Genomic DNA, 12,460 nt, shown 5'->3' with positions numbered 1-12,460 from the left:
GCCAGAAAGAAGCCTGCCAAAACCGACCTCGCCACCGATATCGATCGCCGTGGTGACTGCGTCAGCCAGGTCCGGATCGTCCTCGAAAGTTTGCGCCGACATCAGTTGCCGGCGGGCTTCGGCGAGCAGTTCGTTTGCCTTCTGGTCATCGAGAACGCTGAAATGACCCGGGATGTTCGCCTCAAGCGGAAACCGGTGCAGAACCGCTTCGCAAAAAGCGTGAATGGTCTGGATCTTGAGACCGCCCGGGGTTTCCAGCGCCGTGGCGAACAGCCGTCGTGCCAGAATCAGGTGCTGCGCATCAACGCTTGCCCCTTCCAGTTCGGCGATTTTTTCAGCCAGTGCCGCATCATCAAGCCGGACCCATTCGCCAAGGGTCCTGAAGACCCGGTTGGACATTTCCGCCGATGCCGCCTTGGTGTAGGTCAGGCACAGGATTGCCGACGGGCGTGCGCCGCGCAAGAGCAGCCGGATGACCCGGCGGGCCAGCACATGGGTCTTGCCCGAACCGGCATTGGCCGACACCCAGGCTGACAAAGTCGGGGTGGCCGCCAGATTCTGTCGCAACGTGGTTTCCGATACGCTGCTGACGCCATCAGGTTCAGTCATCGCCATCGGCTCCTTCCGAATCCACCGCGGTCTGCCATTCGGCAACCCTGGCCAGGTGGTCGTAATCGCCGCCAACCGCCCGGGCACTTTCCGGGATGGCGCGCGACAGGAACCCGCGCTTGCCGGTTCTGAGCAAACTGACCAGCCGGCTAAATTCCTCGACAGCCTTTTCGGCCAAGTCTTCGGCGGTGACCGGCTCGCCCTTGCCCGACTTTGCCGGATCATCATCAATCCGGTCGGCAAATTGTTCCCTGCCGGTCAGGCGCAAGTAGAGCAGTCCGGACACAGGCATTTTTCCAATATCGGCAAAACCGCCATTGATCAGCGCATAGGCCTCCAGCGCCAGTTGCGGATCGAGAAGAATGCGCGCCCCCTTGCGCGATGGTGATCCGCCTGTCTTGTAATCGATGATCCAGGCAGACCCATCCTGACGCAGATCGATCCGGTCAGCCATTCCGGTAAGCTTGAGCTCCGGCAGAGGAAGCTCGAGGCTTGCCCGCGCCTCGACCAGCGACCGGCGCAGTTCACCGATGTTCTCCATCTCCCAGTCGACAATGGTCCTGGCGGCCTTGCCAAAGCGCATCCGCCAGATCAATGCGGTGGCGTCGGGCAAGCTGGCCTCGGCGAAGTGTTTGGCTGCGATCCGTTCGAGTGTCTCGAGGTTTCGGCCAGAGGGTTCCGTATCCGAAACAAATTCCTCGAGGATCTGGTGGTACAATGTACCCCGCTCGCGCGGACCCGGATCGGCGAGAAAGGCTTCCAGCGGATCGAGCTTCAATATGCGTCTGGCGTAAATCGCATAGGGGTCGCGGCGCAATCTGCCGACTTCGGAAAAAGAGTAACTCTTTGGCTGCAGCCTGGCGGGCGGGTAGGGTTCGGGGCGCCGGGACGGCGGGACGGACGGGGCTTGGTCCAGACTCCGAGTATGGGCGAGAAGTGCTGCACCTCTTGCCCTGATTTCATTCGCCGGCTCCTCACCGGCGACGGCCAGAAGCCGTTGCAGCCAGCGCGAGGCGACCGTCGGCGCCTTGCCGGAGCGGAAGGAGCGCGACAGCACCACCTCCGGCGCGCCCATCGCCATCTGGAAATCATGGGCTGCCTGACCGATGCGGCGTTCGGGCGGTTCCAAACCGATCGCCGCCTTCATCGAGCGCGACAGGAAAGGATCTTCCTGACCAGCCTGCGGCCAGACACCTTCGTTCAATCCACCCATCAGCAGCGTATCGACATGCTGCAGCCTGGCTTCGAGCGAACCCCAGATGAAGGCCCGGGGATGGCCGCCACCACGCGGCTTGACCATTCTGCCCGACATCAGCGCATCGAGCGCCCCGATCCATTCATGACCGGTCATGGCAAGCATCGAACCGCTGTCACGGGTTTCAAGCAGCAGGCCGGCGAGATCGGCTCCGGCTTCATCGCCCCATATCGTTTCGAGTGAACCGGACTCATCGGTACAAATCTGTTCCAGCACCGTGGCTGTCAAACCCGCCAATGTGCCGATCGCGATCTGAGTGGTCATGCCCGGACCGGAAGGGACACCGGAGGCAGCATCCAGCACCGAGGTCAGCGGAGAGAGGGCATCGGCGGCGCGGCGGGCAAATTCGCAAGCCTGATCCGCCTGCTGATCGGTGATCCGGGTAAGCCAGTGCGGGGCATGACGATCCAGCCGCCGGGATTGGCGCTCACTCACCAGGACCGGGAGATCGTCAATGTCGGCATCACCGCTGCCGCCACGCAAGGCAATCCGCTCGACCAGGCCTGCGCCCGCCCGGGCTTGTTGCCGCGTGAGTCCAAAGCGCGCCAGCGGATGTTTGATCAGGGCCGCGATCGCCACCGCATCACCCGGGCCAAACGCCACCTGCACTGCCAGTCGCGCCAGCCCACCCTGCGGGCTGGAAGCCAGCGGGATGCCGCCCGAATCATTGGCCTCGATTCCGAACCTGCCAAGTTCGATGACAACCCTGCGGGCAAGATTGCGATCAGGGGTAACCAGCGCCGTGGTCGGCTCCGGCACATCCGGGCGCGGTTCAAGCGCGCGGCGCATGGCTGCGGCGAGGGCTGTGGCTTCCTCCCGCTCGTTGGCTGCCTCGATCAGACTGACATGTTCCAGTCCGCGGCTGATCTCCGAAGCATCGGGCAGAAATCCCGGTTCGCCCCAGGCCTCGGTCGTGGCTGCCGGCAGCAACGCAGCGGAAACGATGGCCCTGCGGGCCTCAAGTTCGGGAGAGATCCGGCCGATGTCGGGTATCTCATCGACCTGCCCGGCATCCGAACCCGAACTTTGAAGCAGATGGAGCAAGCCATATTGCGGGTGGCTGCGGATGGCCACGTCAACCTGAACCCGGCCGTCCGGCGATGTGAAGTTGGTTGCCGCCTTCGACAGGGCCTGCCAATGGGATGGTCGCATGGCGTGATCGAGCCCGGGCAACACCACGGCGCCCTGTTCAAGGCCTGCCACTGTGGCAATCAACCGGGCGGTCGATGGCCTGGTGCCGGTGGACCCGGCGACGATGACGGGGCGATTGGCAGGTGCTGCGGCAAGCCCGCGCGTGAACACGTCAATCATTGCGTTGTGATGGCGAGCCGGGCTTGAGCGGGATATTTCATCGAGCAGAGCAGGCCAGAACTCCCTGGCGATCTTGAGAAACTCGCTGGTGAGTTGCCACCACTGCTGCAAATCCCCGGCAACGACGGTATCGAGGCCGGCGAAATCGCATTCTTCGGTTTCCACCGCCTGGATCAGCTCGAACAGCGACCGGCCAAGCCAGATCGCATCAGCCGGATTGGCGGGCGCAACCAGCGGCATCCCGTCAAGATGGTCACGGACCGTCTGCGGCAGGGCCTGTTTCCAGGCCAGCACCAGATCGGCAAGGCGCAGGGTGGCTGCTATCTGGGGAATCGGCGGGTTGAGCGCCAGGGTTTCGGGATCGGCGGACTCGAAAAACCCGGCGTCATCATCGGTTTCGCCCAATGCTCGGATCGCCGGGAGGATCGCCGATCCCTTGCCGATCAGATCGGTCAGTTCCGAGCGCAATGCCCTGGCGGCGCGACGGGTGGGTACGAATACCGTGGCTCCGGCGAGCGACAGCGGATTTGCAGCATTGTAGGCGAAGCCGGAAACCAGTTCGCCAGACAGAATCGTCTCGGCCAGCGTGCGCAGGAATGCTGCGCCGGGCGGAATGCTCAGAATTCTGGGTGCGGACCGGGTCACTGTCCCTGTTCGCCTGCGCCGGTGGTCCGGCTGCCCAGATAGGCAGACATGGCCGATTCCGCCGCGCCGATTGCTTCGGGCGTTCCGACTGTGAGCCAATGGCCCTGCATCGGCGCGCCAAACAGGCGCCCGGCGCTGGCGGCCTGATCAAAACACCGGTTGAGTGAGAATTTCGAATCGGTGATCCCATCAAAAATCCGCGGATGCAGGATGATGGCGCCGGCATAGATGACCGGTTCACCGGTATTGTTGTAGCGGCTCAGCCGTCCGTCCGGGTCGGATGTAAAATCACCGGCTCCGGTGTGGCCGGTGGCCTGGTCAAGCCGCGCGGTCATCAACAGGATATCCATTGATTCGGAATCGAAACGATCAGCCATCACAGCCAAATTGTCGCGCCCGGCGGCAGGATCTTCAATCCAGAACGTGTCGGCGTTGAGGACCAGGAGCGGATCGGTTCCCAGCATTGGCAGTGCCTTGAAAATGCCACCACCGGAATCAAGAAGTTCTTCGGTTTCGTCTGATATCAGGATTTCCGCGCCGGGCCGGGCGGACAACCAGTCGATCAGCAGCGGCGCGAGGTAATGCACATTGACAATGATGCGGTTGACGCCGAGCCGGGCAAGCGCCTCAAGCCCATAGGCAATCAGCGGCTTGCCCGCCACTTCGACCAGCGGCTTGGGCAGCGTGTCGGTGATCGGTCGCATGCGTGTGCCAAGCCCCGCGGCAAGGATCATGGCGGATGTGATGGGCATCGGTCTGGCGTTCCGGTTTATGATTCGCTTTGGCCAATACCAGCCTTTGCAAACCAGAAGCGCAAGGGTTGCAGCACCGGATGAGCAAGAGAGGCCGCGATATAGGCTTCGATCCGGGGCAAATGAACCAGATATCCGGATTTTCCATCGCGCTGCTTGAGGCGCACGAATATCCCGAGAATTTTGGCGGCGCGCTGAGCCGCCATGATCGCATAGGCTTCGCGGAACATCTCTTCGTCAAATTCCGGATTATGCCTGGAACGGGTCTGCACATAGTGATCGAGCAGGTCGTCGGCAAGATCCTGCGGGATTGTTACCCGGGCGTCCTGACACAACGAAGCGACATCATAGGCTGACGGCCCGATCATCGCATCCTGAAAATCGATAATGCCGAGCCGGTCCAAACCCGACCTGTCTTCCCGCCAGATCAGATTGGGCGAATGGTAGTCCCGCAAAACAATCGATGTTTCCGCATTGTCCAGTCGCGCAAACAGGGTCCGCCAGACATCAAGATAGCTTTCGCGCTCGCTGTCGGGGACAGGACCGCCACGCCGCCAGGGCAGATACCAGTCGGTCAGAAGCTCGACTTCGATCTGCATCGCCCGGTGATCATAAGCCGGCACACTATGCTGGCGCCCGCTGACGGAGAGGGTCCGGGGCGGGTCTTTTGAGTGCAGGAGCGCGAGGCAATCGATCGCCACCCGGTAGTGGTCAGGATCGGGCCGACCTTCGTCATCGAGAAAGTTGCCAGCGCCGAGATGTTCGACCAGCAGGAAGCCCTGATCCAGATCCTCGGCCAGTATTTCCGGCGCGGCGAGGCCCTGGGCGCGAAGCCAGTTGGCGATGGCCACAAAGGCAACAACGTCCTCGGCCAGATGGGCAATCCGCGAATAGGGCAGACCGTCTCGGATTGGTGGTCCGTCGGGCTGATGCGGCGCATTCATCAGGATCACCGTGTCACGCCCGGACAGGCGGATGGTCTCGTAGCTGCGTGACGAGGCATCGCCCTGCAAGTAACGGCGGGCGGCCATACCGAGGCCGGCTTGGAGAAGAAAAGCCCGGGCAGCACGAGACCGCTCCAGCCGGGCACGAAAGGCAGTCGGTGCGGCAATTGTCACGGTGCGGCTGTCACCCAGACCATCAAAGCGCATCATGATCCGGTCTTCCGGCAAACGCTCCAGCGCCTTTTCCGGCCACTCTATCAGTGCAGCGCCTTCGGCAAGCGCATCGTCGAGACCCAGTTCGTCGAGTTCATCCGGCGATCCGATCCTGTAGAGATCGAGATGGGCAACGGGCAGGCGCAACTCGTAGCACTGCATCAGCGTAAAGGTCGGGCTCGGCACATCGAGCTCGGGATCATCGGCAATCGCGCGGATCAGCGCCCGGGCAAAGGTTGATTTTCCGGCGCCAAGTTCGCCTGACAGGCACAGGCAGTCGCCCTGTTTCAAGGCCAGCGCCACGTCTTCGGCAAACAGCGCGGTGGCAACCGGATCGGCCAGTTCGATGCGGATGGATGCCGGAAGCAATGAGGTTACTCGGCCGCGTTGCGGGCAAGTGGACGGTCAAGCGGAAAACGGCAGACAATGGTTGCCCCGTCCTTGTCCCCGCCTTCAATCGCGACGGTGCCGTTGTGCAATCCGACAAAGCTCTGGACGATCGACAGACCCAATCCGGCGCCGCGGCGCCGGCCGGTCTGACCATTGGTTTCGAACCGGGCGAAGACATCCTTGCGCGCACCTTCAGGTATTCCGGGACCGGAATCCGACACCGCGAAGATCACCGCGTCTTCATCCTGCTTGCACGTCAGGCGGACAACCGATCCGTCGGGAGCAAAATTCGCGGCATTCATCAACAGTTTGAACAGGATCTGCTTGAGCCGCTGATGATCGCCGATCATTTCTTCAGGCGCGCCGGCGATATCGATATCGAGTGAAAGCCCGTTTTCTTTGAGCCGGTCGGAAATCTGCTCTCCGGCTTCGGCGAAGAGGCCTGCGATGTTCACTGAATCCGGTTCAAGCCGCATGATGCCGGCATCCACCGTCGCCAGATCGAGAATATCATTGACGATGGTCAGCAGCACAGACGACGACGTTGAAATATGATCAAGATACTCGGACTGGCGCTCGTTGAGCTCGCCAAAATCCGGGGTCCGCAGCAGTTCGGTGAACCCGATGATGTTGGTCAGCGGCGAGCGCAATTCATAGGACACATGCTGGACGAATTCGTTCTTGAGCACATCGGCCTTGCGCAATGCCTCGTTTTTCTCGGTCAACATGCGTTCGGCGCCGACGCTGTCAGTGACATTGACGAAAGCGATCATGGTCTGGCCGTTGGGCAGCGGCACGATGGCATAATCAAGAATGAGCCCGGTGGTTAGTTCGATGCGGCCTTCACCGGTGCTGCGCTCATCCTCGAAACCGGTAATCGCCCCGGCGAACAGTTTCCAGCCGTCAGCCTCGCGATGCGACGGCTCGCACGCTTCGGCGATGAGCCGGATATGCGTGCCCGGCTTGACCTGCTGTTCGGTCAGACCCCAGAGCGCCCGGAATGAGGGATTTGACAACCGGATCTTGCCATCGGGGCCGAACACCGCGACGCCTTCGGCCAGATTGTCGATGGTCTCGCCCTGAGCCTGCAGCAAAGTATTGTAGCGGGTTTCGAGATCAACCTTCTCGGTCAGGTTTTCGAAAACCCAGGTGACGCCGCCTTGCGGGTGGGCATTGGCAATGACATGCAGCGTCTGACCATCCGGCAGGTGCCAGAGATGTGGTGTCGTTTCCACAGACCGGTAGGCCGACAGGATCTGCTCCTTCCACTCGCGCCAGGCATGCGGTTCGGGCAGCTTGCCTTCGGCGCGGAGGCGTTCGAGAAACTCGCCATTGTCTGGCCGGCGTGCAAGAAACGGCGTATCAAGCTCCCAGAGGCGCTGGAACGCCTGATTGTGAAACTGAAGCCGCTGATCACGATCGAAAATGGCCACCGGTGTCGCCAGATGATCGAGCGTTTCCGCATGGCTTTGAATGGTACGCCGCAACTCTTCGCGCAGATCCTCTTCAATCGATACATCCAGCGCCAGTCCCGCATTGCCGGATGGCGTCTTGACGTCGGCAACTTCAAGAAAGCGGCGATGACCGTGAATGACTGTCGAAATCTTGTCGAGAAACGGGCGTTCGGGCGTCACTGCCGCACGAACCCGTTCACGCGCCGCGGTTCCCAGCAGCTCCATGCCGCGGGACAACACGTCCTGGCGATCCTCACCCTCGACGGCGCGCGTGTAGGCGTGGTTGACCCAGATCAGATTTGCGTCCGGACCGCGCAGCCACACCGGCATGTCAATCACATCCAGCAAGGACTGGAATGTATCAAGCGAGGCCAGCAACCGGTTGCGTTCGGTCTTGAGTTTGGCCAGTTCGGCACGAACGTTTGACAGGGTGACAAAGCGGACAAAGGCACGACCGCCCGAAACCCTGCCCTGCGCCTCGATGACATGGCCCCGAACTGTTTCCACGATCAGATCGAAGCGCTCGGCCTGGGCGCGCAGCTTGTCGATTGCGTCATCTATGCTGGCAGCGGATCTTGGCTCCAGCCATCGGCCAAAGGCCAGGAATTCGCTCGTTTTCTGGGGCGCTCCGGTTTCGGCAGCCAGATTTCCCAGGATTTCCGCGGGCAATCCGACGCCGTCCCACACCACGATCTGGCGATCCCGGTCGATGATCAGAGCCTGATGTCTTGAGAGCTTTGCATTGGCGTCAGCCAGGGCTGTGCGCAGTCCGGCGTTTTCGAGGTCGATCTTGCCGCGCTCGCGGATAAGCCAGATGGCCGAGATCATGGCTGCCGAAATGGCGCCTATGACCATGGCGAAATTCACCACTTCAAGAGAGGAGACCGACAAACCGCCAGCGGCATCCGCCTGAGCCAGCGCCGAACCGGCCGGAACAACGAGACAACCAGTGAGCAAGGCTGTTCCGGTCAGTATTTTTCGTCGGAATGCAACGAGGTCGCAGGCCATTGCCCGTCTGAATCCGGTTAACCTGTCGCGCCCGCGTGAATCTCTCTTCACCGGCATGTCTTCGTCCCCTCGTCGTCTGTTTGACAAGACATCGCCAATCCGTTGTTCGCGCCGCCACAACGCAAAACGAATCAATGGAAGAAAACATACCTGCTTCGCGAATCACGGTGAAGGGCAAGACGCGCAAAAAGAAACCGCATCCTTGTTGTCAAGGATGCGGTTTCAATATGTTGTGGGTATCCAGTTAAAAACTAGTACCTGTAGTGTTCCGGCTTGAACGGGCCTTCAACCGGTACACCGATATAATCGGCCTGATCGGTCTGCAGCTGGGTCAATTTGGCGCCAATCTTGTCCAGGTGCAGACGTGCAACCTTTTCATCAAGGTGCTTGGGCAACACATAAACCTGATTCTGGTACTGATCGCCCTTGGTCCAGAGTTCGATCTGCGCCAGCACCTGGTTGGTAAACGATGCCGACATGACAAAGCTCGGGTGACCGGTGGCGTTGCCCAGATTGAGCAAGCGGCCCTGGCTCAGCAGAATCATGCGGCTGCCCGAGGGCATCTCGATCATGTCCACCTGATCCTTGATGTTGGTCCATTTGTGGTTCTTCAGCGCGGCTACCTGGATCTCGTTGTCAAAGTGGCCGATGTTGCCGACAATGGCCATGTCCTTCATCTCGCGCATATGCTCGATCCGGATCACGTCCTTGTTGCCGGTGGTGGTGACGAAGATGTCGGCCGACTTGACCACATCTTCCAGGGTGACCACTTCAAAACCGTCCATTGCCGCCTGCAAGGCGCAGATCGGGTCAACTTCGGTGACCTTGACGCGCGCACCGGCGCCACGCAGGGACGCCGCAGAGCCCTTGCCGACATCACCATAGCCGCAGACAACAGCGACCTTGCCGGCCATCATGGTGTCGGTGGCGCGGCGGATGCCGTCGACGAGGCTTTCCTTGCAACCGTACTTGTTGTCGAACTTCGACTTGGTGACGGAATCGTTGACGTTGAAAGCCGGGAAAGGCAGCAGGCCCTTCTTCTGCAGGTCGTAGAGACGATGCACGCCGGTGGTGGTTTCTTCCGAAACGCCCTTGATGTCGCCAAGAGTCTTGGTGAACCAGCCGGGGCTCTGCTTCATGCGCTTCTTGATCTGGGCAAAAATCGCTTCTTCTTCCTCGGACGTCGGGACTTCGATCAGATCGGTCTCGCCGGCCTCAACCCGTGCGCCCAACAGAACGTACAGGGTGGCGTCGCCACCATCGTCGAGGATCATGTTCGCGCCTTCGGGGAACATGAACGAGCGGTCCAGATAGTCCCAATGTTCGACAAGGGACTGACCCTTGACCGCAAACACCGGAATTCCACTTTTGGCAATGGCCGCAGCCGCATGGTCCTGGGTGGAGAAGATGTTGCACGACGCCCAACGCACATCGGCGCCCAACGCAGCCAGTGTTTCGATCAACACTGCGGTCTGAATGGTCATATGCAGCGAACCGACGATGCGGGCGCCCTTGAGCGGCTGTACTGATCCGTATTCTTCGCGCAAGGACATCAGGCCGGGCATTTCGGTTTCGGCGATATCAAGCTCCTTGCGGCCAAAATCGGCCAGCTCGATATTGGCTACGACGTAGTCTTGAGTGTCAGTCATATTGTTTTCCCAAAGGTTTTGAGATCCAGACAGGACAGGCTGGATTGCATGGGCGCTGCCATAGCAGGAAACGGCCATGCTGGCAACATGATATAAAGATGTCTTTATGTGAGAATATTCAAGCTTCTTCACCGAATCGGCTGGCGATCAATGCCTCGAGGGCATCGAGGACATCGTCGGCCTGGCGGCCTTCAGCCTCGACCGCAATCGAGCATCCCGGGCTGGCAGCCAGCATCATCAATCCCATGATCGAGGTTCCGCCGACAGTGGAGCCTTCGCGCGTCACACGCACCGTGGCGTCATAGCCCTCGACGGTCTGAACGAACCGGGCCGAAGCCCGTGCGTGCAGGCCACGCTTGTTGACGATCTCGAAGGATCTGGATTTCACGGAAGAACCAGTCATTACTTGCCGGTCAGCAGGCGGCTTGCGACATTTATGTACTTGCGACCCGCATCCTGAGCGTCAGCAAGGGCTTTTTGCATGTCATTGGAGCCGCGAACCCCTGCCAGTTTGATCAGCATCGGCAGATTGACTCCGGCAATGACTTCAATCCGCCCCGGATCCATCACCGATATGGACAGGTTGGACGGCGTGCCGCCAAACATGTCGGTCAGAATGATGACGCCATGACCACTTTCGACGCGAGACACCGCGCCGACAATATCGAGCCGACGCTGGTCCATGTCATCCTCGGGCCCGATGCAGACTGTTTCCAGGGCGGTTTGCGGTCCGACCACATGCTCAAGCGCATGCCGGAATTCTTCCGCGAGCTTGCCATGGGTGACAAGCACCAATCCGATCATTTTGCCTCCAGCAGCATACCGCCCAGCCGATTTGTCACCAGGCCATGCTGATTGTTTCGCAGTTGCGAACTGTTTCGGTTTTCATCTTGGACAGAAGCAGGCGAAGTTCAAGCCAAAAAACATCACAATTGCAGCAATTCCGTCCCTCAGGCCGCTCAACGGGCCAAAAACAGCTCCGGCCTCGCCGCGCGAATGCAGGAAAGCGGATCGACCGGGCCATCGGGCCACAGACGCATGAGTGGCAGTCGTATTCCATTGCACGAAAAGGTTTCAGCTTCGGGTGGAAGCCGGGTTGCGCCCGACGGCACGGTCGGGGCTATCACGATATCCATGACCGCCCGGCCAAGCGCTGGCAACGTGACGATGCCGGTGCCGCGCAGTTCCAGCAAGCCGCGGATCGGCTCGGGGCAGGACGCAATGCAGCGACCTCCGGTGACCGTCAGGGCAGTTTGATCATCAGCGATCAACGCCGCGTTCCACCCTCGGGCGAGCGCTGCATTGAGGCAGGCAAACGCGGTGCGGCTTTTGCCCGACCCCGAAGGCCCGACAAACAACATGCCGCACGACCCGACAACAATCGCGGTTGCATGAATGCAGTCCCCGGCTGCAACGGCCCGCTCCGTCATGGCCGTTCGGCGGGAAGTTCAATGATGAAGCGGGCGCCGGCCCATTTGCCATCCTCATTGCCCGGAATATTTTCCGCCGTCAGGTGACCGCCATGGGCCTCGATGATCTGGCGGCTAATGGACAGGCCGAGACCGGAATTCTGTCCGAAATCCTCCCCGTCCGGACGGTCGGTGTAAAACCGCTCGAACACGCGTTCGATGTCTTCGGCGCGAATTCCTGGGCCGTTGTCTTCGATCATGATCTGAACCATTCCGCGGCGGCGGCCAAGCCGGATATTGATGCGGCCTCCGGTCTCGGGCACGAAAGAACGGGCGTTCTCGATGAGATTGGTGACGACCTGTCCCAGCCTGAGATCATGACCAAGCACGGAAAACGCGGAGTTTGGTGCATTGCGGCTGTCGATCTTCAACTCGATCGCGACAACCTTGGCACCGGCGCGAATCTGCCTGGCGATCTCCACAAGTTCGCTGAGCAGCTTCTTCATGTCCACCGCGACTCCGTCCTGACGGGCCAGTTCGGCATCAAGCCGCGACGCGTCGGAGATGTCGCTGATCAGGCGATCCATGCGGCGGACATCGTGCTGTATGACATCCATCAGGCGCTTGCGGGAATGTTCATTGCGGGCGAGCGGCAGGGTTTCGACCGCACTGCGCAACGAGGTGAGAGGGTTCTTCAGTTCGTGACTGACATCAGCGGCAAAACTCTCGATCGCGGCAATCCGGTCATAGAGCGCATTGGTCATTTCGCGAAGCGCAACCGAAAGATTGCCGATCTCGTCCTGCCGGTCTGAAAAATCCGG

The 12,460-nt window shown here is 60.5% G+C and carries 10 protein-coding genes; all 10 read right to left on the bottom strand.

All coding sequences use genetic code 11. The features are described 5' to 3' along the window. On the bottom strand, positions 1–609 hold a 609-nt coding region (locus tag ABJN75_RS23525), incomplete at its 3' end, for a UvrD-helicase domain-containing protein (protein WP_348442113.1). Continuing rightward, positions 602–3,820 (bottom strand): double-strand break repair protein AddB, encoded by a 3,219-nt coding sequence (gene addB / locus ABJN75_RS23520; protein WP_348442112.1) that lies wholly within the window; start codon positions 3,818–3,820, stop codon positions 602–604. The genes ABJN75_RS23525 and addB, both read right to left, overlap by 8 nt. Continuing rightward, positions 3,817–4,572, bottom strand: coding sequence for a nucleotidyltransferase family protein (locus ABJN75_RS23515; protein WP_348442111.1), 756 nt, complete (start codon positions 4,570–4,572; stop codon positions 3,817–3,819). The genes addB and ABJN75_RS23515 overlap by 4 nt, the downstream gene beginning before the upstream one ends. A 17-nt stretch (positions 4,573–4,589) precedes the next feature. Next, on the bottom strand, positions 4,590–6,098 hold the full coding sequence (gene tsaE, locus ABJN75_RS23510) for a tRNA (adenosine(37)-N6)-threonylcarbamoyltransferase complex ATPase subunit type 1 TsaE (protein WP_348442110.1): 1,509 nt from the start codon (positions 6,096–6,098) through the stop codon (positions 4,590–4,592). Positions 6,099–6,103: 5 nt separating this feature from the next. Beyond that, positions 6,104–8,530, bottom strand: a complete 2,427-nt coding sequence (locus tag ABJN75_RS23505; RefSeq protein WP_348442109.1) for an ATP-binding protein — start codon at positions 8,528–8,530, stop codon at positions 6,104–6,106. A 302-nt stretch (positions 8,531–8,832) separates the two neighbouring features. Continuing rightward, positions 8,833–10,230, bottom strand: a complete 1,398-nt coding sequence (gene ahcY, locus ABJN75_RS23500) for an adenosylhomocysteinase (RefSeq protein WP_348442108.1) — start codon at positions 10,228–10,230, stop codon at positions 8,833–8,835. 118 nt (positions 10,231–10,348) lie between these two features. Further along, positions 10,349–10,633 carry an HPr family phosphocarrier protein gene (locus ABJN75_RS23495; protein ID WP_348442107.1) on the bottom strand — a complete coding sequence of 95 codons (285 nt, stop codon included), beginning with the start codon at positions 10,631–10,633 and terminating at the stop codon, positions 10,349–10,351. Continuing rightward, a complete protein-coding gene (locus ABJN75_RS23490; RefSeq protein WP_348442106.1) occupies positions 10,633–11,034 on the bottom strand; it encodes a PTS sugar transporter subunit IIA in 402 nt (133 codons plus the stop codon). The genes ABJN75_RS23495 and ABJN75_RS23490 overlap by 1 nt, the downstream gene beginning before the upstream one ends. Positions 11,035–11,189: 155 nt before the next feature. Further along, the gene (locus ABJN75_RS23485; RefSeq protein ID WP_348442105.1) at positions 11,190–11,660 is read right to left on the bottom strand and encodes an HPr kinase/phosphatase C-terminal domain-containing protein; all 471 of its coding nucleotides are present in this window, start codon (positions 11,658–11,660) and stop codon (positions 11,190–11,192) included. Then, positions 11,657–12,460: HAMP domain-containing sensor histidine kinase (locus ABJN75_RS23480; RefSeq protein WP_348442104.1), on the bottom strand; the 804-nt coding region annotated here is incomplete at its 5' end. The genes ABJN75_RS23480 and ABJN75_RS23485, both read right to left, overlap by 4 nt.

Origin of the sequence: Hoeflea sp., assembly GCF_039975035.1 — a bacterium.
Lineage (GTDB): Bacteria > Pseudomonadota > Alphaproteobacteria > Rhizobiales > Rhizobiaceae > Hoeflea.
The sequence above is the reverse complement of the archived record's forward strand: the minus strand, read 5'-3'. Positions and strand labels throughout refer to the sequence as shown.